This window comes from Lentzea sp. NPDC006480 (assembly GCF_040611995.1).
GTDB lineage: Bacteria > Actinomycetota > Actinomycetes > Mycobacteriales > Pseudonocardiaceae > Lentzea.
In genome coordinates this window covers 1-26,146 of the sequence record NZ_JBEXPJ010000071.1, presented here as the reverse complement: position 1 = coordinate 26,146, position 26,146 = coordinate 1, and the positions used below count along the sequence as shown (strand labels likewise).

Sequence of the window (26,146 nt, the reverse complement as noted above, 5' to 3'; positions counted from 1 at the left end):
GGTGCGCACGGACAACTCTGCCCGACCGGCCTTGTGAAAACCTTGTATCCCCAGGTCAGGTCAGCTTCGCGCGCACCGCGTCCGCCAGATCCGGGCGGTCGGTGGCCCGGTGGAGCTCCTCGGCCCGGCGCCAGGACTCACGTGCGTCGTCGGCCTGGCCGAGCGCGTGCAGGGCGTCGCCGAGGTGATCCAGCGTCCTCGCCTCGTACTGCTCGTTGCCCAGTCGGCGGAGCAGCTCGATCGAACGGTGGAACAGCGGCAGGGACTCTTCGTGTCGTCCGGTCGCGTTCAGGACGTATCCGAGGCTGTCGGTGGTGTGCGCTTCACCGTCGGTGTCGCCGATCGCGATCTGCATGGTGAGTCCGACGCGGAGGTGCTCCTCGGCGAGGCCGAACTCGCCGCACAGCGCCGCGGCCCAGCCGACGGCGGTGACGGCATCCGACTCCCAGGCCTCGTCGTCCAGCGTGCGAACCACGTCGAGGGTGAGGAGCGCCTGTTCCAGTGCCTCGCGGTAGTCCTCGCGTCGGCGTGCGAGCTTCCCGAGCGTGCGGTGGACGGCGCTTGCCCGCCAGGCGTCGCCGATCTCCTTGGCGTGGACGCCCGCGATCTCCAGATGATGTTCGGCCGATTCGCACTCGCCCACGCTCTCCCAAGCCTGGCCGAGCATCAGATGGGCGATGGCGAGCACCGCCTGGTCGCCGAGCCGTTCGGCCGCCTCGACACCCGCGCGGTTGACCGCCACGTCGTCGTGCGCCCGGCTCCTCGCCCAGTAGTAGCTGTTCAGCACCCAGGCCAGCCGCCAGCACGCCTCGTCGTCCGCCACCTCCTGCAACGCGGACACCGTGCGGTGCTCGGCGTCGAACCAGAACAAGGCGGCTGTGGTGTCCGCGAACGACAGCGGCTCGACCTCGGCCGGTGGCAACGTGATCGGCCTGCGGAACGTGTTGAGCACGTGATCGGCCGCGTGTGCGGAGTGCAGCGCGAAGTTCACCAGTCTGTGCAACGACTCGGCGAGGTCCGGTGGCGCGGCGTGCTCCTGGCCGTACAGACGCACCAGGTCGTGCATCCGCCACCGGCCTGGCACGTGTTCCTCGGCGAGCGAGACCCGTTCCAGCGCCCGGAGTTCGGTTCGGACATCCACAGTGGATCGATCGGTCAGCGCGGCAACGAACGACACGCTGAGATCCTCGCCCGGCACGGCGGCCAGCAACCCGAACGTGCGGGCGTGCGCCGGGTCGAGCGCCCGGTGCGACGACGCCAGCACCGCGGTCAGCGAGGTTTCGGGGGCGCCGAGGTCCAGCGCCTGCAAGCGAGTCGACGCGTCGCGCAGCTCCTCCGCGAACGCTGTCAGCGGGAACTTCGGCCTGGCCTGGACGTGTCCGGCCACGACGGCGAGTGCGAGCGGCAGTCCCGCGCAGGCCTCGATCAGACCGGCGGCGGCGTCCGGTTCGGCGGCCACCCGGTTCGCGCCGATGCGGTCGGCCAGCAGGCGTTCTCCGTCGGAGGACGTGAGTGTGGCCAGTGGTACCAGCCGGGCGCCGCGGGTGGTCGTGCTGTGCAGGTGGTCCCGGCTGGTGATCAGGACCGCACAGGCCGCCGTGCCCGGCAGCAGCGGTGTGATCTGCGCGGCGTCGGCGGCGTTGTCCAGCACGAGCAACACCCGCTGGTCCGCGACGGTGCTGCGGAACAGCGCGGCCCGCGCGTCGAGCGTGTCCGGCACGGTGGTGGCGCCGAGGCGGTTGAGCAGCCGCTGCAGCGCGTCCGCGGGGGACACCGGGTGTCCTGCCGGGGTGAAGCCCATGAGATCGACGTACAGCTGGCCGTCCGGGAACAGCGCCGCGTTCTGGTGCGCCCAGTGCAGTGCGAGCGCGGTCTTGCCGACGCCGCCGGGGCCGCTGATCACGACCAGGCGCGGCCCGTCGGACGTGAGTGCGTCCGTCAAGGCCGCCAGCTCTGCGGTGCGAGCGCTGAACGACCACGGCGCGGCGGGGAGCTCACGCGGCTTGCCGGAGTCCGTCAGCAGCTGCTGGTGCAGCCGCCGGGTCTCCTGGTCGGGATCGGTGCCGAGCTCGTCGGCCAGCCTGGTGCGCAGGATCTCGAACGTCCGCAGCGCGTCGTTCTGCCGTCCGCCGTCCGCCAGCGCCCGCATGAGCTGCCGCGCGACGCGTTCGTCGGCCGGGTGCTCCTCGGCGAGCTCCTGCGCCGAGGCCAGCACGAGTGCGTGATCACCCGTCCGCAACCGGGCGTCGTTCAGGTCGAGCGCCACCGCCAGCCGTTCCCCGCGCAGCGCGGTCCTCGCCCGCTCCAGCCCCGGTGCCCGCAACCCGGCGAACGGCTCACCTCGCCACAACGCGAGCGCCTCCGCGTGCTGACCGGCGGCGGCCAGCAGGCGGAAGTGGTGGACGTCGACGGACTCGGGCGCGACCTCCAGCGCGTATCCACCGGCACGGCGCGTGAGCGCGACATCGTCCGGTAGCGCGGCCCGCAACCGCGAGAGATGACTGCGCAGGCCCTCGACGGGCTTGCGCGGCACCTGTTCACCCCAGATGTCGTCGATCAACGTGTCGGTGCGCACCACCTCGTTGGCGTGCAACAACAGCAGCGACAGCGTGATGAGCGCGCCCTTGTGCTTGACGATCAGCGGCAGGCCGCCGACCCGGACTTCGCCGAGCACCTGGAAGCGCGTCATGCCCTCATGATCGCCCAGAGTCCAGTTCAGTCGCTTCTTCGGGCGTCGGCGCGGTGCCACCGAGGTGCCGCGGAGCCCACCAGGCGCCGGGCTCGGTCGGGTAGTTGGCCTGCGCGGTGTCGAGCAGGTCCTGCATCCGCTTGCGCAGCAGACCGTCACCCGAGTCGCCGGGTGAGGCCTCGAACGGCTCGCCGATGAGGATGGTGATCGGGATGTGCCGCTGCGTCAGGTCCTTGGGCCGGCCCTTGGTCCACAGCCGCTGCGTGCCCCACAGCGCGACCGGGATGATCGGCACGCCGGCCTCGTGCGCCAGGCGGTTCGCGCCGGACTTGATGTCCTTGACCGTGAACGAGCGGCTGATCGTGGCCTCGGGGAAGATCCCGACGACCTCGCCGGTGCGGAGCGCGGACAGGGCCTGCTGGAAGGAGGCCTGGCCCGCGCTCCGGTCGACGGGGATGTGGTGCATGCCGCGCATGAGCGGCCCTGCGATCTTGTTGGCGAAGATCTCGTGCTTCGCCATGAACCGCGTGAGGCGCCCCGAGGGACGTGCGCCGTAGCCCGCGAAGATGAAGTCGAGGTAGCTGACGTGGTTCGACGCCAGCACCGCTCCACCCGTGCGCGGGACGTGGTGCGCCCCTTCGACGGTGATCCGCATGTCCAGCACCTTGAACATGAGCTTCGCAGCGGCGATCACCGGGGGATATACGCGATCCGACATGCTTCCGAACGGTAGCCGGAAAAGCTACTGACCGGTAGCGGCCCTTTCGTTGTCTCGGATGACCCTCGGCACACCCGCCAGATCCTCGTCGTTGCACAGCAGCTTGAGGTCGTAGTACGGGTTGCCCTTGGTGTCGTCGTAGTCGAGATGAACTGCGATGACGTCCACCGGCTCGCCCAGCCACTCCTGCGTCTGCCGCAGCCACGCGGCGGCACGTTCGAGGGCGGTGGGCAGATCATCGTCTCGGAATTCGACCGGCCGATACGGAACACCCTGGACACCGTCCCGGTTGTTCGGCGGCAAGGGCAGGTCGACGGCCACCCCGGATTCGTTGAGATCGAGTTGGATCGTTTCCTCACTCACTGTCAAAGAGTCCCCCACCCTCACCAGCCCTGCAAGCCCGAATCTGGGTGGCGTGCCGGCAGCGGTGTGAGCGTCATCTCTTCAGGAACGCGATCTCGCGCTTCAGCTTGGTGATCCGGTCGTGGGTGGGCATGAGCACACGCGACAGAGCCGCCAGCAACTGCTCCAGCTCCTCGGCCGCGCCTTCGGCGTCCCCGGTCTGGTAGCGCAGGTTGGCAAGCAGTTGCCTGGTCTCCAAGGTGTCGTCGTGCTCGGGCCCGAGCACACGGACCTGGTCGGCCAGCAACGGCTCGCAGATGCGGATGGCCTTGGTGAACTGCGATGCGGTACCGAGCACCTTGGTCAGGTGCAGGCGGGCGGTGAGGGTCTGCACGTGGTCGGCACCGGCGATTTCCGCGTGGTCTTTCACCAGTGCCGTGAACTCGGTGATCGCCTTTTTGAAATCGCCCGCGTGCGCCCTGGCCGCGGCCAGGTTGCTCCGCGTGCTGAGGGTGTCCGGGTGCTTGACGCCCAGCACCCGGCTCTGGTCATCGGCGAGCAGCTCGAACTCGCGGATCGCGCCGGGCAGGTCACCTGCCTTGAGCAGGCTCGCCGCCGCGTTGAACCGGGTGAGCAGGGTGTCGGGGTTGTCGGCGCCGAGCGCCGCTCGCTGGTCAGCCACGAGTTCCTTCAGTTCTCGAGCCGCGCCGACCGGATCCCCGGCCGTCCCGCGCAGCCTGGCCAGGCCGTAGCGGCTGGCCAGCGTGGTGGGGTGCAGTGGGCCCAGCACCCGGACGCAGTCGTGCAGGACCAGTTCCTGCTCCCTCAACGACGCCTCCAGCTGCCCCGCCTTGCCTCTCCAGTCGGCCAGGCTGCTCCGAGTCGACAGGGTGTGCGGGTGGACCGGGCCGAGGATGCGGCGCATGTCGTCCAGCAGCCCCTCGAACTCCTCGACGGCCGCCGGTGCGTCGCCCGCGACTCCGCGTGCCACCGCGAGGTTGGCCCGGAGGGCGAGTGTGCTCGTGTGCTCCGGTCCGAGCACGCGAATCTGGTCGGCGAGCAGGGCTTCGTAGTCCGCCACAGCTCCTGTCGCGTCGATTCCGGCGCTCTTGCAGGAAGCGAGGTTGTTCCGAGTTCCCAGGGTGTCCGGGTGATCCGCGCCCAGCACGGCGAGCTGGTCGGCCAGCAGCTGTTCGAACTCACGGGCGGCTGCGGTGAGATCTCTCTCGAACGTCCTGCAGTGAGCCAGATATCCACGGGTCAGCAACGTGTCTCGCGCGTCCGGTCCCAGAATCCTGGCCTGATCCGCGAGCAGGTCCTCGAAGTCCTTCGCGGCGCCGCCGGTGTCTCCGAACGCCAGCCGGCGCGAGGCCCGGTTGCCCCTCGCTGACAGCGTGAGGGAATGGTCTGGACCCAGCACGCGGGTGCAGTCGTCCACCAGCCGTCCGAGCTCCTCGATGGAGTCGGCCATGTCCCCGGCCTCGCCCCGCCAGACCGTCATGTTGTTGCGGATGAAGAGGACGTCGGTGTGGTCACCGCCCAGATGCGGTGCAGCGAGGTCGAGCAGGCGCGCGTAGTACCCCTGTGCGTCGGTGAAGAGCCCGGCTTTGCCGAGATCCTCCCCGTAGGTGAACAGCAGGGGGTGGCAGCGGGCGCCGACGAGTTCGGGCAGTGCGACCGTGGTGAGTGCGGACACGTTGGCGCGCAAGGAAGGCAGCAGAGGTGTCATGCCTTCGTGGTCCGGCCACAGAAGTTGGAGCGCGTCCGCCGCGGTCTGGCTGGTCGCCCTGAGGTCTTCCGGAGTCAGGTCGTCGTGGGTGGCTCGCTGGACCAGGGCGTGCACGGTGACCGAGTCCGCGCTCGGTTCGGTCAGGCTGAGGCGTTGCAGGCAGTGCAGTGCGTCGGCGGCGGTTTCCGCGTCGGTCTCCAGCAGCGCGGTGACCGGAGGGCTCGTCAGCACGGCGACCGGGATGCCGTTGGGGTCGAGCAGCGACGCGATCTGGAGGAGTGGCTTGGCGAGGCCGGTCGGCGCGAGCGAGTTCGCCAGTTCGATCGACAGGGACCACGTGACGTCGATGGTGGCCTGGTGGTCGTCGGGCAGGGCAGAGGGCTCGGGCACCAACGCGCCGAGTTTCCGGCGCTGGTCGCGGAACCGGGAGACGTAGGCGGCGCACGTCAGGTTGCGGTCGGTCAGATAGGCCACCGCCTGAGCCAGGGCCAGCGGGAGGTGTCCGAGGACCTGAGCCAACTCGGAGGCGCCCTCGCTCAGGTGGGCGTGCGCGGCCAGTTTGGCGTCCAGGTACGCCTGGGACTGCTCGGCGGTGAAGACGGTGATGTCGACGGGCGAGGAGTCGGTGCGGGCCAGCGAGGAGTCCCTGCGGCGGGTGGTCACCAGGGTCTGGCCGGTGGTCGGTGGCCAGAGGTCGCGCAGCACGGACGGGTCGGCCAGGTCGTCGAGGACGATCAGCCAGCGGCGTGGCGTGGTCTGGAGCCACGTGAGGAACAGAGCTGCGGCATCGGTGTCGGGGGTCGCGATCTGGATGAGCGTCGCGGCTTCCGCGTAGCCCGCCACGACGGCCTCGCGGGTGGTGGCTGTGATCCAGACGACCAGGTCGATGTCGGGGGACTGCTGGGCGGTGCGCGCGTGGTGGGCGGCCGATTGGGTTTTGCCGACGCCTCCCATGCCTCGGAACACCGTGAGACCGGATGAAACGGGCGCCGGGCGGTCCTGGTAGCAGTCGGCGCGGCGGGGAACGACGCCCACGTGCACTGGCCAGGAAACCCCTGGTGACGTGCTGATGTGGACGTCGCCGCGCACGTTGCCGAGCTGAGTCACGGGTCCATGGACCGTGCCTCGGACCGACGAGTGTGCGTCCATGGACATCCGCGCCATTTTACCCGTCCGAAAACTCCCTCGCGTCCGGCCGTCGCGGGAGCAACCATTCCCTGTATGTACGACATCCGTTTCGCCGAACCTGGCGACCTCGGCGCCACGATGGCGCTCCTGGTCCGGCTCCAGGCCGACTCAGCGCACCACATCGGCTACCTCGGTGAGACAGTCGAAGAGCTCCGCGCGGAGCTCGGCGAGTTCGAGCCCAGCTGGGCCGACTGCACGGTGGTGGCCGTCGACGCCGACGACAACATCACCGGCATGCTCAGCGTGGAGATCGACGCCGAGCTGGGCCGCGCGTGGCTGCACGGGCCGTTCGTCGACGTACCGGTCAACCACCCGGCGGGCAGCCGCATCTGGGACCAGACCGCGGACGCGATGTTCCGGCGCGCCGCCGAGCTCCTCACCGGCATCACCGATCTTGAGTTGTACGGGCACACCGCCCACCGACGACTCGCGGCGTTCGCCGAACGGCACGGCTTCAGTGCCGGCAAGGCGAGCGCCATACACGTACTGGACAACGGGGAACTGCGCTCGTTGTTGCTGCGGGACGCGAAGTGCCCGAGCGAACGTGAGATGCGCGTGCTTCCGACCGACAAGCACGTGCACGAAGCCGTGGCCGTGCTGCACGAGCGATGTTTCCCGCGGACCTATCTGTCCGGCAAGCAGCTCGTCGAGTCCAAACCGGAGACCCGCACCGTCGTGGTCGCGATGGACGGCGAACGCGTCATCGGGTACGCGGCGGGCAAGGCCCAGCCCGAGGAGTACTACATCGACTTCGTGGCCGTGGAACCCGATGTTCGCGGTCAGGGAGTGGGTGCGGCTCTCGTCACCGAGCTGTTGTGGAAGCTCGCGGCCGAGCACGGGGCCCGACCGCAAGCAGCCGCGTCGATCTACTCGGGCAACGAGTCGTCGCAGCACATGTTCGCCCGCCTAGGCTTCCGACTTCACCTCGAGCTCGTCGCCTACCGGCACACTGCGTGAATGCCGCAATGACAGCAATCCACCCACGAGCAAGGTGACCGCCACCCCCAGGGGCGTGTTCCACCAGCCGGTCAAGGACTTCAGGTCAGCGGTGGCCTTGCCGAAGTTGATCTGCGGCGTGCTGCCGGAGAACTTGACCCCGAGAATCACGAAACCGACGACCAGCACCGTCGTGACGAACGCGATGATCGCGTCCGCCTGCGTGACGCGCTTGAAGATGAGGCCGAGGAGGAAGGCCCCGAGCAGCGCGCCGTAGGTGTAGCCGGCGATGCCGAGCGCCTGCACCACGATCGGGTCCGCCGTGGTCTTGTTCGAGGAGGCGAACAGACCCGCGCAGACGATCAGCAGGCCCGCCCACACCAGGGTCCAGATGCGGCCGTGGCGCAGGCGTTCGTCGTCGGTCATCGGGGTCTTGCGGACGCGTTCGTAGACGTCCGTGACCGTCGAGGAAGCCAAGGCGCCCAACGAGGACGACAGCGCGGCCGCGAGGATGCCGGCGATCACGAAGCCGGACAGGCCCGACGGCAGCTCGGTGACGATGAAGTTGCCGAACAGCTCGTCCTTGTTGCCGAGCTTCAGGCCCTTCACCGGGTCGACGCCGTTGTAGAACGCCCACAGCATCACACCGATGAACAAGAAGAACGCGAACTGCAGGAACACCACGACACCGGAGGCGATCAACGCCTTCTGCGCGGCCTTCACATCGCGCGTGGCCATGAGCCGTTGCACGATCAGCTGATCCGCGCCGTGCGAGGCCATCGACAGCAGCGCACCGCCGAAGAACGCTGCCACGAAAGGATAAGCGCCCGTCAAAGGCGACGAGGTGAAGTCGAAGAGCTGGAACTTGTTGCCGTCCGCGGCCTTCGACAACCAGCCGTCGGGCAGCTTCCCGGCGAGCCACCAGATCACCACGACACCGCCGAGGACGTACCAGAGCATCTGGATGGCGTCGACCCACACGACCGCGCGCACCCCGCCGAAGAAGCTGTAGAACACCATCGCGATGCCGAGCGCCACGATGATCAGCCAGTACGAGGCGTTGATCCCGTACTGGGCGAGCACCAGCTTGATCGGGATCGCCGTCGCGAACAGCCGGATGCCGTCCGCGAGCAGGCGCGTGAAGAGGAACGTCACGGACGCCGTGGCGCGCATGCCGTCGCCGTACCGCTTGCCCAGGAACGCGTACGCCGTCACGAGATCACCGGCTACGTACTTGGGCAGCAGCACGAAGCTGACGATGATCCGGCCGACGATGTACCCGAGCGCGAGCGTCAGGTACGTCATGCCGCCCTGCGCGGGCGTCGCCGTGTAGGCGATCACCGGCACGCTCAGCACGGTGAGCGTCGACGTCTCCGCGGACACGACCGACAGGCAGACGACCCACCACGAGATGCGGCTCTCGCTGACGAAGTAGTCGGTGGACGACTTCTGCCTGCCCCCGATCCACGTGCCGAGCAACGGCATGCCGACGAGGAACACGGCGATGATCGCGAGATCTAGTCCAGCCACTTCGGCTCCCCCACTTTCAGCTTGGACACCGGACCCGTCACAGGCTCTGGCAGCCTCAACGGCCCGCTTCCCGGCGTGATGCTGCCGAGCAGCCGCGGCCCGGACGCGCCGGTCGCGGACGGCGTGTTGCCCGTGATCCCGTGCCACGTCAGGAATCCGAGCAGTGCGGCGAGGTAGGCCTCCTTGCCGTCGCGCGGCAGGCCCAGCGAGTCGCTGATCTTCAACGGGATCGGGTGCAGCGCCTTCGTCAAAGCCTCGACGAGCACCGGGTTGCGCATCCCGCCACCGGACGCGACGACCGTGCTCGCGTCGTGCGCGCGGCAGGCGTCGGCGATGGTGCGGGCGGTCAGCTCGGCGAGGGTGCGCAGCATGTCCTCGGCCGGAACCGTCGGAAACCCTTGCAGGTACTCGGCGTTGAAGAGCTCCTTGCCCGTCGACTTGGGCCAGGGCTTCGAGTAGTACGGGTCGGCGAGCAGCTTCTTGAGGATGTCCTCGCGGACGACGCCCCTGCGCGCGAACTCGCCGTTCGTGTCCTGACGGCGCTGGCCGTCGGAGATGACCTCCATGACGGCGTCCATGAGCGCGTTGCCCGGCCCGGTGTCGTAGGCGATCGGCGGTGTGCCCGGTCTGACGACGGTGATGTTGGCGATGCCGCCGATGTTCAACGCGATCGCGGTGCTCTCACCGGCCAGCCACAACGCGTCCAGCGTCGAAGCCAGCGGCGCCCCCTGGCCACCTGCCGCGACGTCGCGCACCCTCAGGTCGGCGATCACCGGGACGCCGGTGCGCTCGGCGATCCACGCGGGCTGCCCGAGTTGCAACGTCCCGAGGCAGTCGCCGTCCTGGACCTCGTGGTGCACGGTCTGTCCGAGCGAGGAGATCAGATCGGCCGGCAGATATCCGGCGGCGACTTCACCGAAAGCCTGCCCCAGCGACGTGTCGAAGGCGCACACTTCAGCGAGGTCCCGCGGCTTCTCCAGCAGATCCTTCGGGAACGGGTGCTCGGCGCACTGCACCGGCACGAGCTCGACGACGTCGCCGTTGATCGACAGGTCGGCGACGGCGACGTCGATGCCGTCCATCGACGTGCCGGAAATCAGTCCGATCACCCTCACGACGTGTGGTCTATTCCACAGTTTGACCGGGCGCAAGTGCTTCGGTGAAATCTTCGCCTAAATGAGCAATACATGGTTGACAGGTCACATGAGGGTCTGTGAAACCATGAGCCCGTGTCGACGTCTTCCCTTGTCCTGATCCTCGTCGTCGTGGCGGTCGTGCTGATCGCCGCGCTGGTGACCGGTGTGGTGCTGACGCGTCGCCGGCGCATCAGCCTCACCCAGAAGGAGGAGGCGCCGCGGGCCGGCGGGTACGAGGCCTCGTCCGGGATCTCGCTCGCGCCGGCCAAGCCGGAGCTTGCCAAGCCCGAGCCTGCCAAGCCCGAGCCGGTGGAGCATCCGGTGGCCGACCGCCCGGAGGTGGACGGTCAGCCGGGCGTGGGAGACGACGCCTCCGAGCCACGCGACTCGGTGAAGCGCGGGTTCGTCGAGGTCGACCTGCCGGAGAAGGCCTCCGAGGTCGAGGAGATCGAGCCGACCGCCGGGCGCCTGGAGCGGCTGCGCGGCAAGCTCTCGAAGTCGCGCAACGCGTTCGGCTCCTCGCTGCTGGGCCTGCTCGGCGCCGGTGACCTCGACGAGGACTCGTGGCAGGACGTCGAGGACACGCTGCTGATCGCCGATCTGGGCGGCGCCACGACCACCGAGATCGTCGACACCCTCCGTTCGAAGATCGCCGGTTCCGCGGTGCGCACCGAGGCCGAGGCGCAGGCATTGCTGCGCTCGGTGCTCGTGGACGCGCTGCACCCCTCGATGGACCGCTCGCTGAAGGCACTGCCGCACTCCGGCAAGCCGGCTGTGCTGCTCGTGGTCGGCGTCAACGGCGTTGGCAAGACCACCACCACCGGCAAGCTCGCCCGCGTGCTCGTGGCCGACGGCCGCACCGTGTTGCTGGGTGCCGCCGACACGTTCCGCGCGGCGGCGGCCGACCAGTTGGAGACGTGGGGCAAGCGGGTCGGCGCGGAGACCGTGCGCGGGCCTGAGGGCGGCGACCCGGCCTCGGTCGCGTTCGACGCGGTGAAGCGCGGCATGGACGCGGGTGTCGACACGGTGCTGATCGACACGGCCGGCCGCCTGCACACCAAGGTCGGGCTCATGGACGAGCTCGGCAAGGTGAAGCGCGTCATCGAGAAGCAGGCCGTGGTGGACGAGGTGCTGCTCGTCCTGGACGCCACGACCGGTCAGAACGGCCTCATGCAGGCTCGGGTGTTCGCCGAGCAGGTCGACATCACCGGGATCGTGCTGACCAAGCTCGACGGCACGGCCAAGGGCGGCATCGTCTTCCAGGTGCAGCGCGAGCTCGGCGTGCCGGTGAAGCTCGTCGGCCTCGGTGAAGGCGCCGACCACCTGGCGCCGTTCGAGCCGGGCGCCTTCGTGGACGCGCTGCTCGGCTGACCTACATCTGCGCGGCGAGATCGCGGGCGACTTCGACGGCGATCTCCCGCGTCCTGAGCGCGAGCGGCGACTCGGTGCGGCCGGCCGGCCAGTAGAGGGACAGCTCACGGGTCGGCGCCGGCTTCAGCGGGTGGATGCCGAGCTGGTCGTCGGACCAGGCGTCGTGCGCGTGCAGGGCGAGCCACGGCAGCACCGCCCAGCCGATGCCTGCCCGCACCATCGACAGGATGGTCTCGTGGCCGGTGGTGCGGAACACGAACCGCGGCCGAGCGCCGGCGCGGGCGAGCGTCCGCTCCAGCCAGCGCTGGTGGAAGGTGAGCGGCCAGCCGATCATCGGGGCGTCGTCGAGCAGCTTCGTCCGCACCGCGCCCGCCGCGAACGTGCCGGCGCCCGTGATCAGGAAGTACTGCTCGTCGAAGAGCTTCACGTGCTCGACGTCGCCTTCGACCTCACCGTCGTGGAACAGCAGGTCGAGCTCGCCGATCCGGGCGTCCCGCGCTGTCCCGTCGGACAGCCTGATGTCGCAGCCGGGATGCTCTTCCAGCAGCCGGCGGATGACGGCCGGCAGGATGAGGGTCGACACGCCCTGGAACGTGCCGATGTCGATCCGGCCGTTGCCCGCCAGGAAGCGGTCGACGGCGTCGGTCAGTGCGTCCGCTTTGCGCAGCAGGCCGCGGCCGTGGGCCAGGACCACCTCTCCCAGCGGCGTGATGCGGACGGGTTTCGGTCCGCCGGGGCGGTCGAACACCGGCCCGCCGACCGCCTTCTCGAGCGCGGCGATCTGCTGGCTCACCGACGACTGGGTGTAGCCGAGCCGGGCAGCCGCCTGGCCGAACGTGCCTTCCTCGGCGATCACGGCCAGCGCGCGCAGGTGACGCAGTTCGACATCCACGACATCGAGCATAAGTGATGGCGATCAACTCGATCGAAATTCATCGCTTTTCGTGATGCACCTGCGGACCTAGCGTGGTTGGCATGACGACGATCACGGCCCCGTCCGCGCCCCGCCTCGGTTTGCCCCGACTTGTCTGGGCGCTGGCGACCACGCAGTTCGTCGGCCGGGCCGGGGGCGTGGTGCGGTCGTTCCTGGTGCTGTACCTGACGCAGGCGCAGCACCTCTCGCCCTCGACCGCGGGCACGGTGGTCGCGGCACTCGGCCTGGGAGACATCGGGTCCCAGTTGCTCGGCGGCTGGCTGGGAGATCGGATCGGCCGTCGGAACACGATGCTCGTGGGGTTCGTGGGTGCGGCGGTGGCGTTGGCCGCGCTCGGCTCGGCGGACTCGATGCCCGAGATCTGGGCGGCCGCCGTGGCTGTTGGGCTGACCGTTGAGCTGCATCGTCCGGCTGGGTCCGCCGCGGTGGCCGACCTGCCGTCGCAGCAGCGGATCCGGGCGTTCGGGTTGCTGTACTGGGCGGCCAACCTCGGCTTCTCCGTCGCGACGGTGGCGGCCGGCGTCCTGGCCAAGTACGGCTACGGGCTGCTGTTCTGGATCAACGTGGTGGCCTCGCTCGTCGCGGCGCTGATCGTCTGGCGTCAGGTGCCGGAAACCCGTCCGGCAGGGTCGGTGCGGTTGCGGCAAAAGCTGCTGCCCGTGGTGCTGCGCGACCGGCGGATGATCGCGATGATGGTGGTTCACGTCGGCTACTTCACGTTGTTCCTGCAGACCTTCACGACGTTGCCGCTGCTGATGATGGCCGACGGGCTGGGGCCTGCGACCTACGGAGCGGTGCTGGCGTTGAACGGGATCGCCGTCGTGGCCCTTCAGCCGGTGGCAGTCCGGTTGCTCGCCGGTCGCAGCGGCAACGTGGTGTCGGCCGTGTCGATGTTGCTGGTCGGAGCCGGTGCCGCACTGGGCGCCGTGAGCCACGGCACCGCGGCGTTCGCCGGATCGGTCCTGATCTGGACCCTCGGCCAGATCGGCATCGCCGTCCGGTTCGGCGACACCTTCGCCGACCTCGCGCCTGCCGGACTGCGCGGCGGGTACATGGGGCTCGCCTCGACCACCTGGAGTGTCGGTGCGGTGCTCGGTCCCCTGACCGGCACCGCGCTGCTCGACCTGGCCGGACCGGCCGTGCTCGGATCAGCCTGTGCGATCGGCGGGATCGCACTCTTCGTCGCCCGGAAGGCGCTGTCATGACCAAGATGCGTTCGGCACTCTGGCTGCCGCTCTTCGACGAGCTCGCCGAACCCGCGGTCGTCGCGCGGCTGGCGGCCGAGGCGGAAGAGGCGGGCTGGCACGGGTTGTTCGTGTGGGACCACCTGCGCTGGCAGGCACCGGTCGTCGACGTCGCCGACCCGTGGATCACGCTGGCCGCGGTCGCCACCGCCACCGAACAACTCCGGTTCGGTCCGATGATCACGCCGCTCGCCCGGCGGCGACCGGCCAAACTCGCCAGGGAGACCACGACGCTGGACCGGCTGAGCGGTGGCCGGCTCACCCTCGGCGTCGGGCTGGGCAGCGACCGGTTCGGCCACGAGCTGTCGAAGACCGGCGAGGAGCTCGACGACCGGCGACGGGGCCGGATGCTCGACGAGTCCCTGGAGATCCTCACCGCCGCGTGGTCCGGGGAGCCGGTCCACCACCACGGCGAGCACTACACGATCGACGGCATCGAGTTCCTGCCCCGGCCGGTCCAGCGACCCGGGGTGCCGGTGTGGGTCGCGGGATTCCCGGGGAACCGCAAGCCGATGCAACGAGCGGCCCGGCACGACGGGTTCTTCCCGGTCAACCTCGAACACCCGGACCAGGTCGCGGAGATCGCCGCCACCATCGCCGATCTCCGCGGCGACACGGCGGCGCCCTACGACATCGCCGTCGCCCTGCCCACCGGCACCGACCCGAGGCCGTACGCGGCGGCGGGCGCGACCTGGTGGCTGACCGACGTGTCTCCGGGCGACACGCTGGATCACGTGCGTGGGCTGCTTCGCGACGGTCCGGCGTGAAGGACGCGCGGCTCGTCTGATCTTGTCGGACCTGGTGAGTACGTTGAGATGCAGGGGTTCCCAGCTCGGGGGTACCCCTGCGTCAGCTCGCCCGGTCAGCGAGCCTCTTCGCCACGGCCAGCACCTCCGGCAGGATCCGTGACACCGCTTCCTTCGTGAGCCGCCCCTCCGGCCCGGACACCGACACCGCGGCCAGCGTCGGACCGCCGATCACCGGCACCGCGATGCACCGCACGCCGAGCTCCTGCTCGGACTCGTCGAGCGCGAACCCGCGTTCCGCGATCTCGTTCAGCGAGTCGAGCAGCTCGGTGGCGTCCGTGATCGTGTTCGGGGTGTACGCGGGCAGACCGGTGCGTTCCAGCAGCTGCCGCACCTCGTCCCGCGGCAGCTGCGACAACATCGCCTTGCCCACCCCGGTGCCGTGCGGCAGCAGTCGGCGGCCCACCTCGGTGAACATCCGCATCGAGTGCTTGGACGGCACCTGGGCCACGTAGACGACCTCGTCGCCGTCCAGCACGGCGAGGTTTGCGGTTTCCTCCACGGAGTCAACTAGCTGGGAGAGGAACGGGCGGGCCCACGTGCCGTACTGGCGGGAGGCGGTTTCGCCCAGGCGGATCAGGCGGGACCCGAGGGTGTAGCGCCGGTTGCTGTTCTGGCGCACATAGCCCAGCGTGACAAGTGTGCGGATCAGTCGGTGGATCGTGGGGAGGGGGAGGCCCGAGGCCGTGGCGAGCTCGGACAGGGAGGCTTCACCGCCTGCGTCGGCAAGGCGTTCCAGCAGGTCGAAGGCCCGCTGAAGGGACTGCACGCCACCTGTGGACACGTGCGGCTCCTCTCATTGCTGTTCCGCAATGCAGAAACTATAGTCCACACAGCAAAACCGAGAGAGGTGGATCCAGGTGCAGGTCCTCACCGAAGAGGCTCTTGAGTTCGTCGCGAAGCTGCACGAGGCGCACGCCGGTCGCCGGGACGAGCTGCTCGCTCTGCGGAAGGAGCGGCGCCCTCTCGGGTTCTTGCCTGAGACGCGGAACGTGCGCGACGGCGAGTGGCAGGTCGCCGAGGCGCCGGAACCGTTGCGGGACCGCCGTGTCGAGATCACCGGGCCCACCGAGCGCAAGATGACGATCAACGCGCTGAACTCCGGGGCCAAGGTGTGGCTCGCGGACCTGGAGGACGCGAACACGCCGCACTGGGACAACGTGGTGCAGGGACAGGTGAACCTGTACGAGGCGGCGCGCGAGACGATCGAGTTCACCTCGCCGGAGGGCAAGGAGTACAAGCTCAAGGGCGGCCCGTACCCGACGATCGTGGTGCGGCCGCGCGGCTGGCACCTCGATGAGCGGAACCTGCAGTTCGGTGGGAAGAACGCGGTCGGCGCGCTCGTGGACTTCGGGCTGCACTTCTTCCACAACGCGGAGCTCGGTCGGCCGTACTACTACCTGCCGAAGATGGAGTCGCACCTCGAAGCGCGGCTGTGGAACGACGTCTTCACGACGGCGCAGCAGCTGAAGGGCGTTCCGCACGGGACGATCCGCGCGACGGTGTTGATCGAGACGATTCCGGCCGCGTTCCAGATGGAGGAGATCCTCTACGAGCTGCGCGACCACGCGTCCGGGCTCAACGCCGGGCGCTGGGACTACCTGTTCAGCGTCATCAAGTACTTCCGGGACGCCGGTGCGGACTTCGTGCTGCCGGACCGCAACAGCGTGACGATGACGGCGCCGTTCATGCGCGCGTACACCGAGCTTCTGGTGAAGACGTGCCACAAGCGCGGGGCGTTCGCGATGGGCGGCATGGCGGCGTTCATTCCGAACCGGCGCGATCCTGAGGTCACGGAGAACGCGCTGCGCAAGGTTCGCGAGGACAAGACGCGCGAGGCGAACGACGGGTTCGACGGGTCGTGGGTGGCGCACCCGGACCTGGTGCCGATCTGCCGCGAGATCTTCGACGGCGTGCTCGGGGACAGGCCGAACCAGATCGACAAGCAGCGGCCCGAGGTCGAGGTGACCGCCGAGCAGTTGCTGGACTTCAAGTCGGCAGGTGGTGCGGCTACTCGCGCCGGGCTGGAATCCGCCGTTGACGTCGGCGTGCGGTACATCGCGTCGTGGCTGGGCGGCAACGGGGCGGCGGCGATCCACAACTTGATGGAGGACGCGGCCACCGCGGAGATCTCCCGGTCCCAGATCTGGCAGTGGATCAACAACAAGGTCGTGCTCGACGACGGCACGCAGGTGACCGCGGACGCGGTGCGGGAAGTGCTTGCGCGCGTGGGCAAGGAGGTCGAGGGACCGCACGTGGCCGCGGCCGTCGAGCTGTTCGAACAGGTCGCGTTGTCCGAGGACTTCGTCGACTTCCTGACGCTGCCGGCGTACGAGCGCATCTGATGTACGAGACGTCGTTGTCACCCGAGGACGTCGCGCGGGTGACCGCCCGGCTGTCCACTGTGGAACGCAGCTGGCCGGTGGGCCGTCAGCCCGTGCACACGTGCTACGTGCCCGCCGGCCGGATCATCGCGACCACGGTGCGGGACTGGGGCCGCGAGGCGCTGGAGTCGATCGAGCCCGACCTGCTGCCCGAGCTGCCCGACGGTGTGCTCGACCGGGTGCGGGCCAAGCTCGTCCGGGAGCCGATCGAGGACCTGCGGATCGACTTCGAGGACGGCTACGGCGCGCCCGAGGACGACGTCGAGGACATGGACGCCGAGAGCACCGCGCACCTCGTGTCGCGCTGGGTGGAGGAGGGGAGTGCTCCGCCGTCGTTCGGGCTGCGGATCAAGTCCTTCGACACCGTGGCGTTGCGCGAGCGCGGGCTGCGCACGTTGGACATCTTCCTGACAGCACTGGGGGAGGTTCCGCCAGGTTTTGTGATCACTTTCCCGAAGGTGACATCAGTCGACCAGGTCGAGGTGTTCGGCGAGGTGCTGGACCTCTTCGGCAAGGATCTCAGGTTCGAGATCCAGGTCGAGACCACCCAGTCCATTGTGGATCACGAGGGACGGCTTGCGATCCCGCAGTTCCTCAAGGCCGGCAAGGGCAGGGTGACAGGTCTGCACTTCGGGACCTACGACTACACGGCGGGCTGCGGGTTGTCCGCGGCGCAGCAGCACCTGGCGCACGGCGCGTGCGACTTCGCGCGGCACGTGATGCAGGTTTCCGCTGCTGGGACCGGGGTGCGGCTGTCCGACGGGTCCACGAACGTGCTGCCGGTCGGTGATCAGAAGAAACTGGGCTGGGACACGCACTACCGGCTCACCCGGCGATCACTGGAACACGGTTTCTACCAGGGTTGGGATCTGCACCCGGCACAACTGGTGACACGTTATGCGGCCGTTTACGCCTTCTACCGCGAGGGTTTGGACGCGGATGCCGGGCGGCTGAAGTCCTATGTGCAGCACGTTTCCGGAGGGGTGCTGGACGAGCCCGCGACCGCCCAGGCGTTGTCGTCCTTCTTCCTCCGTGCGGTGGACTGCGGTGCGCTCGATCCGGCGGAAGTGCAGGTCGCGACGGGTTTGGACGAGTCAGCGTTGAGAGGCCTGGTCGCACGATCGGGCTGACCGGGTCATCACCCGTTCGTGTGGTTCTGTCAATGGGTGTCGAATGTTCGGAGGCAATGGGTGCAGGGTGGCTCGCATGAGCATGCGTGCTGGTCTCTGGACGGGGCTGCCCGACCTCGACGCGGCGGAGCACAAGTACCAGGTCGTGGCGTGCGAGGCGGATGTGGACACGCTGATCGGCCTGCTCGGCAGGCCGCAGTGCAACGACGGGTCGCTCGACCACTTCGGCAGGGCGCTCACCGCCGAGGGCGACCCGGACCACAACGTGGTGCTCGCCGTGCGGGGCGGCTGGGGCTACATGTACTACGTCGACAACGTCTTCATGGGCTGGCCCAAGGGTTCGGAGGAAGCGCCGTACGTCAACGAGAAGTACACCGACTTCCCGCCCGGCGTCGGTGTACCGCTCGACCTCTACCGGCAGCTGCTGATCGAGTTCATGACAACTGGCGAACGCCCGACAGGTGTGGACTGGTACTCCGAGGCAGACCTCTTCCACTCGTGGCGTGACCAGCAGATGTCCTTGCGCGGCACCGAAAAGCGGTGACCTCGGTCTCGTTCGGGTAACAACGACCGGGCGTGTCGCGTTACCCCAACCGTGGTTACTGCTGTTGTGATCGGAGCGGGCATCGCCGGCCTGCTGACCGCGAAGGCGCTGGAGGACAGGTTCGACCGGGTGATCGTCGTGGAACGCGACAGATTGCCTCTGGACGCGGAATACCGTTCCGGTGTCCCGCAAGGAAGGCACGCGCACGGGTTGCTGCTGCGCGGTGCTCAGATCATGGAGGACTTCTTCCCCGGCCTGCGCTCCGAACTGGTCGACGCCGGGGCGCAGTTGATGGACGCCGGGCACGCCCAGGTGCTCACTCCGCACGGGTGGGCCGCGCAGGGGGAGACCGGGCTGCCGATGCTGTCCGTCAGCCGTCCGTTCCTGGAGACCGCGATCCGCCACCGCGTCTCCGCGGAGTTCGTCGACGGCGCGAACGTTGTCGGTTTCCGGTTCGACGGGTCCACTGTGGACGGCGTGCGGGTGCGGGCCAGGGATTCCTCGGCCGAGGAGGTCATCGAGGCCTCGCTGGTCGTGATGGCCGCCGGACGTACCGCGAAGCTGGCCGAGTGGCTGCGCGCCGCGGGCGTCGAGGTGCCCGAACCCGTGTCGGTCGACTCGCGGACGGGGTACGCGACGAGGCTGTACTCCTTGCCGCACAACGACGAGGTCGCGATCGGCCAGCTGATCAGCGCACCGGTCCAGCGTCGTGGCTGCTCCGCCACCCGGATCGAGGGCGGCAAGCTGCTCGTCACGCTCCAGGGTGCCGATGGTGATCACCCGTCGAACGACCCGGACGAGTTCATGGCCTTCGCACGGTCGTTGGACGTCGGGCTGGCCGAGGTTCTCTCGGATTTGGAGCCGGTGACGCCGATCTACCTGTACGCGCGGACGGCGTCCTCGATGAGGGCCTACGAGAAGGTGTCGGAGTGGCCTGCGGGGTTGATCGCGGTCGGTGACGCGGTTGCGACCCTGAACCCGTTGTACGGCCAGGGGATGACGGTGGCGGCGTTGGAAGCCGAACTGCTGCGGAGCCACACCGACTTCTCTTCTGAAGGCGTCAAGGCGTTCCAGGCCGCGCTGGCCAAGATCGTCGCCGGCCCGTTCGGGATGTCGGCCGGTGCGGACGCGCAGTGGTCGCCGGACTTCAAGCCGGGCCTCATGAACAAGGTGATGGACCGCTGGCAGGTCGCGTTGACGCGGGACGTCGACATGGTGCGCCGGTTCCTGAGCGTCGTCCACCTCCAGGCGCCGCCGACGTCGCTGCTGCGCCCGTCCGCGCTGTGGAAGCTGCGGAGCGCCAAAGTCTCAGCTTGACGCTGGTTCAATGGAGTCATGAAGGCCGTGGTGATCGGTGGGGGAATCGCCGGGCTGTTGGCTGCCCGCGTCTTGAGTGAGTCTCACGAGGTCGTCGTCCTGGAACGGGACAGGCTGTCCGACGAACCCGAGTACCGCTCGGGTGTGCCGCAGGGCAGACATGTGCACGGGTTGCTCGTGCGTGGTGGCGAGATCATGGAGGAGCTGTTCCCAGGCCTGCGCGACGAGCTAGTGCAGGCCGGGGCGCACCTCACCGACGCGGGTGAGGCGCGGCTGCTCAACGCCGTGGGGTGGCTGGCCAGGGCGGAGACCGGGCTGCCGTTGCTGACGGTCAGCCGGCCGTTGCTGGAGACGCACATCCGGCGCCGGGTCACGGCCAAGATCGTGGACGGCGTGCACGTGACCGGGCTGTCGTTCCGAGGCTCCACTGTGGACGGTGTGCTCACGCGCGACGGGCGGGTCGACGCGGACCTCGTGGTGGACGCGTCCGGGCGGTCGTCGAAGCTCGCTGGGTGGCTGGCCGAGGCGGGTGTGGCCGTGCCGGAACCGGAGGTCGTCGACTCGCGGACCGGGTACGCGACCCGGCTCTACTCGGCACCGGAGGACTTCCCGGTGGTGATCGCGGAGCTGGCCGGGGCGCCGGAACACCCGCGCGGATGTGCGGTGATGCGCATCGAGGGCGACCGGCTCATGGTCACGGCTCAGGGCGCGGGCGGGGACCATCCGCCGCGCGATCCCGAGGGGTACGAGGAGTTCCTCGCGTCACTGCGGGGGCCGCTCGCGCAGATGCTGGCCGAAGCAGAACCGTTGACGCCCGTGTACCTGTTCGCGCGGACGGCCAGCCGGCGCAACGCGTTGGAGAAGGCGGCGAACTGGCCTGCTGGGCTGGTGGCGGTCGGGGATGTCGTGTGCGCGTTCAACCCCGTCTACGGGCAGGGGATGACGGTGGCGGCCATGGAGTCGTTGCTGTTCCGCGGGCACACGGACTTCAGTGCGCGCGGGTGTCAGGCGTTCCAGCGGAAGGTCGCGAAGGTGGCGGCTGAGGCGTGGGCCATGTCGAGCGGCGCCGACCGGGGCTGGACCGACGACGAGCCAGGAGCGGCTCAGCGGTTGCTCGGGTGGTTCATGAAGAAGTGGCAGGTCGGGATCGTGCACGACCCCGACCTGTTCCGGCGCTTCGTCCGGGTGGTTCACATGAAGGCGACGCCTGCCTCGCTCATGAACCCGCTGCTGTTCAGAAGGCTGGCAAGGTACTCCAGGCAAGCCCCGCGTCCGGAGCGTCGTCCCGCAGGACCGACCCCTCGATGAGCCCGTACGGACGGTCGGCGGCGTAGAAGACCTCGTTGTCGTTCTCCAGGCCGAACGCGCTGAGGTCCACCAGGAAGTGGTGCTTGTTCGGCATGGAGAGCCGTACCTCGGCGACCTCCGAGCGGGCGTTCAGCACGGCCTCGCCCATCGCGTACAGCGTCTGCTGCAACGACAGGGAGTGCTTGTCCGCGAACGTCTTCAGCATCACCGACCGGATCTCCGTGAACGACTTGGCCCAGTCCACGTCCGTGCCGGCATAGCGCCAGCGCGCGGTCACCGACGTCGCCAGGATCCGATCGTTCGTCTCCTTCAGCGTCGTGTACGGGTCCTTGGGATAGCCGTGGAACTCGGAACCCGTCGACTTCAGCACCACCAGGTCGCGCACACCCGACACGACCCACGCCTGTGAGCCCTCGATCGTCACGGCCGTGGTGCGCTTCTCGTTCGACCCCTGCACGAACGAGTGGTCGTTCGCGTCGATGCGGTCCCACGAGTGCTCGTCGATCAGAATCCGCGCGCCCGAAATCGCCTTCTGCGACGACACGAAGTGGCGGCCCAGGCGCAGTGCGAAGTCCTCGATCTCGCCGACCGGCGCCTCCTTGGCGAACGCGTAGACGGTGTTCTTCTGCGTGTCGGTCGCGAGCACCTTGGCGTTGTCGCCGGTCAGGTGCGTGTCCGCGAGATCGCCACGCAGGGACGTGCTGACGGTCAGATCTTTGATCGTGTGCACGGAACCGTTGCGCGACACCGTGACGAGGCGGTTCTCCGCCTTCCCGTACTGGTTGGGGCCCAGGACGATGGCCATGTTTTCAGCTCCCGATCAGCTTCTGCAGCCGCAAGGCGGCGATCTTCGCGAGTTCGTCGTTGACGACGCGGAGCTCGACATCCGGCGGGTTGTCCATGCGACTGGACAGGTTGCCGAGCATCTCCGCACCGCTCAGGCCGGTCGCGCACACCAGGTAGATGTGCCCGAACCGATCCTCGTACGCGGCGTTCGCAGCCGCCAGGCGATCAGCCTGACTGCTGTCCACACCGGACTGTTCGGACCGCGACCACTTCGCCGACACCCCACCTGTCTTCTGTCGTTCGCCGATGCGCGGGTGCCCGGCGATGGCGCCGAGCACCTCCTCGTCGGAAAGTCCTTGTGCGGCAACCGAAGAAGCCGCGAGGAGAGCATCCATCGACGCGTACGGCCTGCCCGCCACCAGCGCGTCGACCCAGCGGGGTACCGCGAGGCACTCGGTGAGGAGAGGGCGGAGTTCGTCCTCCGGGGCGCTGTTGAAGCTGTCCACGGCTCTCCAAGTTTCTGTATCGCGGAATCTAACTTCCACATTCTTGACCTGGGCTGCGCGAGATGTCTAGTGTCTCCGTTGTACGGAATCTAACTTCCGCAATGTGGAAGGACTCGCCAGATGTTCGACGCAAACCTGTCCATGCTCTTCACCGAGCTGCCGCTGCTGGAGCGTCCGGCCGCCGCACGCGCCGCCGGGTTCGACGCGGTCGAGATCTGGTGGCCGTTCGCGGACGCCGTACCCGAGACACGCGAGATCGACGCGTTCGAACGCGCGATCGCGGACGCGCAGGTGCGCCTGGTCGGCCTCAACCTCTACGCGGGCGACATGCCGGCGGGCGACCGCGGCCTCACGAGCTGGCCCGGCCGCGAGACCGAGTTCCGGACGAACGTCGAGATCACGGCTGCCATCGCGGGGCGCCTCGGCTGCCGGACGCTCAACGCGCTGCACGGCAACTTCGAGACCACCGCGCAGACCATCTCCAACTACCGCTTCGTCGCCGACGTCGCGGCCGAGGCGGGCGCGCAGATCGTGATCGAACCGCTCAGCGGCGCGCCCCTGTACCCGATCAAGACCGCCCACCAGGCGTTGGACCTGATCGACGAGATCGACCGCGGCAACGTGAAGCTGCTCGCGGACCTCTACCACCTCGCCACGAACGGCGACGACCTCGACATCCTCGCCGACCACGTCGACCGCATCGGTCACGTGCAGATCGCCGACGCTCCCGGACGCGGTGAGCCGGGCACCGGCGAGCTCGACCTCTTCGGGCATCTCGCGAAGCTCCGCGCCAACGGCTACACGGGCTTCGTCGGCGCCGAGTACAAGCCCGTCACCCACTCCTTCGCTTGGAGGGACAACGCATGACCCGGCCAAAGGGATCCACTGTTGCTTTCATCGGACTCGGCATTATGGGCTCGCCGATGGCGGCCCACCTCGTAGCCGCCGGGCACGACGTGACGGGCTTCGACCTCAGCTCGGCCTCTCTCGAAAAGCTCGTCAGCGACGGCGGCAAGGCGGCGTCATCGGCTCAGGAAGCCGTGAGCGGCGCCGAGGTCGTCATCACGATGCTGCCGAACCACCCGCAGGTCGAGGCCGTGATCGACGAGGTGACGTTCGACGACGGCACGTTGCTGATCGACATGAGCACGATCCGTCCGTCCACCTCGATCGACATCGCGAAGAAGCTGTCGAACGTCCGGGTGCTCGACGCGCCCGTGTCCGGCGGTCAGACCGGTGCGGTCCAGGCGTCGCTCAGCATCATGGTCGGCGGCAACGAGGCCGACTTCGCGGCGGCGCGGCCGTTCCTGGAGGTCGTGGGCAAGACGATCGTGCATGTCGGACCGCACGGCGCCGGCCAGGTCGTGAAGGCCGCGAACCAGCTGATGGTCGGCGGCATCTACGCCCTGGTCGCCGAGTCGATCGTGCTGCTGGAGGCGTCCGGCGTCGACCCGAAGGCGGGTCTGGACGTGCTCGCGGGCGGTCTCGCGGCGAACCGGATCCTCGACCTCAAGCGCGAGTCCATGATCGCGCGCGAGTTCCAGCCCGGTTTCCGGATCGACCTGCACCACAAGGACATGGGCATCGCACTGGACGCGGCACGCGCTGCCGACGTCGCGCTGCCGGTCACCAACCAGATCGCCGCGCTGGTCGCGGCGGCACGCGCGCAGGGTTACGGGTCGCTCGACCACTCCGCGCTGCTCAAGGTCATCGAGAACTTCGCGGGAAGGGCCTGACGCAATGCCGAAGATCCCAGTCATGCAAGCGGTCGTCGAGGTCCTCAAGTCCGAGGGCATCGACACCGTGTTCGGCTGCCCCGGCGCCGCGATCCTGCCGCTGTACAAGGCGATGGAGGAAGACGGCGGCATCGAGCACTTGATCGTGCGGCACGAAGAAGGCGCCACGCACATGGCCGACGGCTGGTCGCGCACGACCGGCAACGTCGGTGTCGCGATCGGCACCTCGGGCCCGGCCGGCACGAACATGATCACCGGTCTGTACACCGCGCAGGCCGACTCCGTGCCGATCCTGTGCATCACCGGCCAGGCCGCGGTGTCGAAGCTGCACCAGGAGGCGTTCCAGGCCGTCGACATCGTCTCGATCGCCGCGCCCGTCACGAAGTGGGCGGTGCAGGTCAAGGAAGCCGCGCAGATGCCGTGGATCTTCCGCGAGGCGTTCCGGATCGCCCGCTCCGGCCGTCCGGGCCCGGTCCTCATCGACCTGCCGATCGACGTGCAGAAGCAGGAGATCGAGTGGGATTCGAGCATCGACGAACCGTTGCCGGTGCCGAAAAGCGTGCCGAGCGACGCACGGGTCGAGCGCGCGCTGGAGATGCTGCTGGCCGCCGAACGCCCACTGCTGCTCGCGGGTGGCGGTGTCATCCTCGGCGAGGCGTCCGCCGAGCTGCTGGACCTGGCTGAGTTCCTGCAGATCCCGATCCAGGCCACGTTGATGGGCAAGGGCGCGATCGACGAGGACCACCCGCTCTACGCGGGCATGACCGGCATCCAGACCTCGCAGCGCTACGGCAACGCGTCGTTCCTGGAGTCGGATCTGGTGCTGGCGCTGGGCGCACGGTTCGGCGATCGCCACACCGGCGACCTCGCGACCTACCGCGGCGACCGGAAGTTCATCCACGTCGACGTCGAGCCGACCCAGATCGGCAAGGTGTTCGGGCCGGACCTCGGGATCGTCGCGGACACGAAGCTGTTCCTGCAGGCGTTGCTGGAGAAGGCTCGCGAACGGGGACCACGTGCGGCCGGCGAGTGGGTCGACCGCTGCGCCGAGCTGAAGCGGACGCTGCTGCGGCGAGAAGACTTCGACACCGTGCCGGTCAAGGCGCCGCGGGTGTTCAAGGAGATCAACGAGTTCTACGGCCCGGACACCTACTTCGTCACGGCCATCGGGCTCTACCAGATCTGGTCCGGCCAGCACCAGAAGGCGCACAAGCCGCGGCACTACCAGGTGTGCGGCCAGGCCGGCCCGCTCGGCTGGGAGATCCCGGCGGCCATCGGGGTCAAGAAGGCCAGGCCGGACGCCGAGGTCGTCGGCATCGTGGGCGACTACTCGTTCCAGTTCCTCGTCGAGGAGCTCGCGGTCGGCGCCCAGTACGACGTGCCGTTCGTGCTGATCATGCTGAACAACGAGTACCTCGGCCTGATCCGGATGGCCGAGGACCACGGTGGCTACGACATGAAGTACGAGGTCGACATCCACTACGACACCACCGGCTCGGACAACGTCAAGATCATGGAGGCCTACGGCTGCTCCGGCATCCGGGTCGCTGATCCTTCCGAGATCCGCACCTCCCTGGAATGGGCCCGCAAGGAAGCCGACCGCACCTCCCGCCCGGTCCTCGTCGAAATCATGATCGAACGCGAGGGCAACACCGCCAACGGCACCTCGATCGCCGCCATGCGCGAATACGAACCCCTCCCGTGACGCAGCGTGACGGCATGAGCTCGATCGCGTGGTAGAGCGGCGTCCACGTGACCACCACCTGCAGCCAGCCCGGGTAGACCGACAGCGGGTAGAACGTCGTCGAGAAC

General features: G+C 68.6%; 22 protein-coding genes and 1 pseudogene. 12 read left to right on the top strand and 11 right to left on the bottom strand.

Annotated features, from left to right (window positions below):
• Window positions 1-55: 55 nt before the first annotated feature.
• The 4 genes from ABZX92_RS25690 to ABZX92_RS25675 form a co-directional block, all read right to left on the bottom strand.
• Window positions 56-2,689, bottom strand: coding sequence for a BTAD domain-containing putative transcriptional regulator (locus ABZX92_RS25690; RefSeq protein WP_355564255.1), 2,634 nt, complete (start codon window positions 2,687-2,689; stop codon window positions 56-58).
• Window positions 2,690-2,693: 4 nt separating this feature from the next.
• Window positions 2,694-3,407 carry a lysophospholipid acyltransferase family protein gene (locus tag ABZX92_RS25685; RefSeq protein WP_355564252.1) on the bottom strand — a complete coding sequence of 238 codons (714 nt, stop codon included), beginning with the start codon at window positions 3,405-3,407 and terminating at the stop codon, window positions 2,694-2,696.
• Between the two features lie 24 nt (window positions 3,408-3,431).
• Window positions 3,432-3,770, bottom strand: a complete 339-nt coding sequence (locus ABZX92_RS25680) for a hypothetical protein (RefSeq protein WP_355564250.1) — start codon at window positions 3,768-3,770, stop codon at window positions 3,432-3,434.
• A gap of 73 nt (window positions 3,771-3,843) precedes the next feature.
• Window positions 3,844-6,633: a tetratricopeptide repeat protein gene (locus tag ABZX92_RS25675; protein ID WP_355564248.1), complete on the bottom strand. Its 2,790-nt coding sequence runs from the start codon at window positions 6,631-6,633 to the stop codon at window positions 3,844-3,846.
• A 66-nt stretch (window positions 6,634-6,699) separates the two neighbouring features.
• Here ABZX92_RS25675 and ABZX92_RS25670 point away from each other — a divergent pair, with 66 nt between their 5' ends.
• Window positions 6,700-7,623 (top strand): GNAT family N-acetyltransferase, encoded by a 924-nt coding sequence (locus ABZX92_RS25670; RefSeq protein ID WP_355564245.1) that lies wholly within the window; start codon window positions 6,700-6,702, stop codon window positions 7,621-7,623.
• Here the strand turns inward: ABZX92_RS25670 and ABZX92_RS25665 are convergent.
• On the bottom strand, window positions 7,573-9,132 hold the full coding sequence (locus tag ABZX92_RS25665; RefSeq protein WP_355564242.1) for a sodium:solute symporter: 1,560 nt from the start codon (window positions 9,130-9,132) through the stop codon (window positions 7,573-7,575). The two genes, ABZX92_RS25670 and ABZX92_RS25665, sit on opposite strands and share 51 nt — an antisense overlap.
• A complete protein-coding gene (locus ABZX92_RS25660) occupies window positions 9,120-10,241 on the bottom strand; it encodes an anhydro-N-acetylmuramic acid kinase (RefSeq protein ID WP_355564293.1) in 1,122 nt (373 codons plus the stop codon). The genes ABZX92_RS25665 and ABZX92_RS25660 overlap by 13 nt, the downstream gene beginning before the upstream one ends.
• Before the next feature lie 120 nt (window positions 10,242-10,361).
• Here ABZX92_RS25660 and ftsY point away from each other — a divergent pair, with 120 nt between their 5' ends.
• Window positions 10,362-11,639, top strand: a complete 1,278-nt coding sequence (gene ftsY, locus ABZX92_RS25655) for a signal recognition particle-docking protein FtsY (protein WP_355564240.1) — start codon at window positions 10,362-10,364, stop codon at window positions 11,637-11,639.
• 1 nt (window position 11,640) lies between these two features.
• Here ftsY and ABZX92_RS25650 read toward each other — a convergent pair whose 3' ends face one another.
• Window positions 11,641-12,531: a LysR family transcriptional regulator gene (locus tag ABZX92_RS25650; RefSeq protein WP_355564238.1), complete on the bottom strand. Its 891-nt coding sequence runs from the start codon at window positions 12,529-12,531 to the stop codon at window positions 11,641-11,643.
• A gap of 83 nt (window positions 12,532-12,614) precedes the next feature.
• Here ABZX92_RS25650 and ABZX92_RS25645 point away from each other — a divergent pair, with 83 nt between their 5' ends.
• Window positions 12,615-13,778, top strand: a complete 1,164-nt coding sequence (locus ABZX92_RS25645; RefSeq protein ID WP_355564235.1) for an MFS transporter — start codon at window positions 12,615-12,617, stop codon at window positions 13,776-13,778.
• A 5-nt stretch (window positions 13,779-13,783) separates the two neighbouring features.
• Window positions 13,784-14,584, top strand: a complete 801-nt coding sequence (locus ABZX92_RS25640; RefSeq protein WP_355564232.1) for an LLM class flavin-dependent oxidoreductase — start codon at window positions 13,784-13,786, stop codon at window positions 14,582-14,584.
• Between the two features lie 82 nt (window positions 14,585-14,666).
• Here the strand turns inward: ABZX92_RS25640 and ABZX92_RS25635 are convergent, their stop codons facing one another.
• A complete protein-coding gene (locus ABZX92_RS25635; protein WP_355564229.1) occupies window positions 14,667-15,407 on the bottom strand; it encodes an IclR family transcriptional regulator in 741 nt (246 codons plus the stop codon).
• Between the two features lie 76 nt (window positions 15,408-15,483).
• Between ABZX92_RS25635 and aceB the strand changes: the two genes are divergently transcribed.
• The 5 genes from aceB (at window position 15,484) to ABZX92_RS25610 (ending at window position 21,306) form a co-directional block, all read left to right on the top strand.
• The gene (gene aceB / locus ABZX92_RS25630) at window positions 15,484-16,968 is read left to right on the top strand and encodes a malate synthase A (protein ID WP_355564226.1); all 1,485 of its coding nucleotides are present in this window, start codon (window positions 15,484-15,486) and stop codon (window positions 16,966-16,968) included.
• Entirely contained in the window at window positions 16,968-18,137 is a 1,170-nt protein-coding gene (locus tag ABZX92_RS25625; protein ID WP_355564223.1) for an aldolase, read from the top strand. Before aceB ends, ABZX92_RS25625 begins: the two co-directional genes overlap by 1 nt.
• Before the next feature lie 76 nt (window positions 18,138-18,213).
• Window positions 18,214-18,681: an Imm1 family immunity protein gene (locus tag ABZX92_RS25620; RefSeq protein ID WP_355564221.1), complete on the top strand. Its 468-nt coding sequence runs from the start codon at window positions 18,214-18,216 to the stop codon at window positions 18,679-18,681.
• A 51-nt stretch (window positions 18,682-18,732) separates the two neighbouring features.
• Window positions 18,733-19,998: an FAD-dependent monooxygenase gene (locus ABZX92_RS25615; RefSeq protein WP_355564218.1), complete on the top strand. Its 1,266-nt coding sequence runs from the start codon at window positions 18,733-18,735 to the stop codon at window positions 19,996-19,998.
• Between the two features lie 18 nt (window positions 19,999-20,016).
• A complete protein-coding gene (locus ABZX92_RS25610) occupies window positions 20,017-21,306 on the top strand; it encodes an FAD-binding monooxygenase (RefSeq protein ID WP_355564216.1) in 1,290 nt (429 codons plus the stop codon).
• Here the strand turns inward: ABZX92_RS25610 and pucL are convergent.
• Window positions 21,233-22,111 carry a factor-independent urate hydroxylase gene (pucL, locus tag ABZX92_RS25605; RefSeq protein WP_355564213.1) on the bottom strand — a complete coding sequence of 293 codons (879 nt, stop codon included), beginning with the start codon at window positions 22,109-22,111 and terminating at the stop codon, window positions 21,233-21,235. The genes ABZX92_RS25610 and pucL overlap by 74 nt on opposite strands.
• A 4-nt stretch (window positions 22,112-22,115) precedes the next feature.
• A complete protein-coding gene (gene uraD / locus ABZX92_RS25600; RefSeq protein WP_355564210.1) occupies window positions 22,116-22,637 on the bottom strand; it encodes a 2-oxo-4-hydroxy-4-carboxy-5-ureidoimidazoline decarboxylase in 522 nt (173 codons plus the stop codon).
• An 81-nt stretch (window positions 22,638-22,718) separates the two neighbouring features.
• Here uraD and ABZX92_RS25595 point away from each other — a divergent pair, with 81 nt between their 5' ends.
• From ABZX92_RS25595 to gcl, 3 genes are read left to right on the top strand one after another with little or no spacing between them, the layout of a single operon-like run.
• The gene (locus ABZX92_RS25595; RefSeq protein WP_355564207.1) at window positions 22,719-23,465 is read left to right on the top strand and encodes a TIM barrel protein; all 747 of its coding nucleotides are present in this window, start codon (window positions 22,719-22,721) and stop codon (window positions 23,463-23,465) included.
• Window positions 23,462-24,334, top strand: a complete 873-nt coding sequence (locus ABZX92_RS25590; protein WP_355564204.1) for an NAD(P)-binding domain-containing protein — start codon at window positions 23,462-23,464, stop codon at window positions 24,332-24,334. Before ABZX92_RS25595 ends, ABZX92_RS25590 begins: the two co-directional genes overlap by 4 nt.
• A 22-nt stretch (window positions 24,335-24,356) precedes the next feature.
• Window positions 24,357-26,039, top strand: a complete 1,683-nt coding sequence (gene gcl / locus ABZX92_RS25585; RefSeq protein ID WP_355564201.1) for a glyoxylate carboligase — start codon at window positions 24,357-24,359, stop codon at window positions 26,037-26,039.
• Between the two features lie 13 nt (window positions 26,040-26,052).
• On the opposite strand, the pseudogene ABZX92_RS25580 reads toward gcl, so the two are convergent.
• Window positions 26,053-26,146 (bottom strand): annotated as a pseudogene (locus ABZX92_RS25580) (ABC transporter); the annotation flags it as partial.

Bases quoted from the DNA above. Each gene is read 5' to 3' on its own strand.
- pucL (WP_355564213.1), bottom strand. From the start codon at position 22,111: ATGGCCATCGTCCTGGGCCCCAACCAGTACGGGAAGGCGGAGAACCGC.
- ABZX92_RS25685 (WP_355564252.1), bottom strand. From the start codon at position 3,407: ATGTCGGATCGCGTATATCCCCCGGTGATCGCCGCTGCGAAGCTCATG.
- ABZX92_RS25625 (WP_355564223.1), top strand. From the start codon at position 16,968: ATGTACGAGACGTCGTTGTCACCCGAGGACGTCGCGCGGGTGACCGCC.
- ABZX92_RS25620 (WP_355564221.1), top strand. From the start codon at position 18,214: ATGAGCATGCGTGCTGGTCTCTGGACGGGGCTGCCCGACCTCGACGCG.
- ABZX92_RS25670 (WP_355564245.1), top strand. From the start codon at position 6,700: ATGTACGACATCCGTTTCGCCGAACCTGGCGACCTCGGCGCCACGATG.
- ABZX92_RS25610 (WP_355564216.1), top strand. From the start codon at position 20,017: ATGAAGGCCGTGGTGATCGGTGGGGGAATCGCCGGGCTGTTGGCTGCC.
- ABZX92_RS25645 (WP_355564235.1), top strand. From the start codon at position 12,615: ATGACGACGATCACGGCCCCGTCCGCGCCCCGCCTCGGTTTGCCCCGA.
- ABZX92_RS25690 (WP_355564255.1), bottom strand. From the start codon at position 2,689: ATGACGCGCTTCCAGGTGCTCGGCGAAGTCCGGGTCGGCGGCCTGCCG.
- ABZX92_RS25590 (WP_355564204.1), top strand. From the start codon at position 23,462: ATGACCCGGCCAAAGGGATCCACTGTTGCTTTCATCGGACTCGGCATT.
- gcl (WP_355564201.1), top strand. From the start codon at position 24,357: ATGCAAGCGGTCGTCGAGGTCCTCAAGTCCGAGGGCATCGACACCGTG.
- ABZX92_RS25675 (WP_355564248.1), bottom strand. From the start codon at position 6,633: ATGTCCATGGACGCACACTCGTCGGTCCGAGGCACGGTCCATGGACCC.
- ABZX92_RS25595 (WP_355564207.1), top strand. From the start codon at position 22,719: ATGTTCGACGCAAACCTGTCCATGCTCTTCACCGAGCTGCCGCTGCTG.
- ABZX92_RS25640 (WP_355564232.1), top strand. From the start codon at position 13,784: ATGCGTTCGGCACTCTGGCTGCCGCTCTTCGACGAGCTCGCCGAACCC.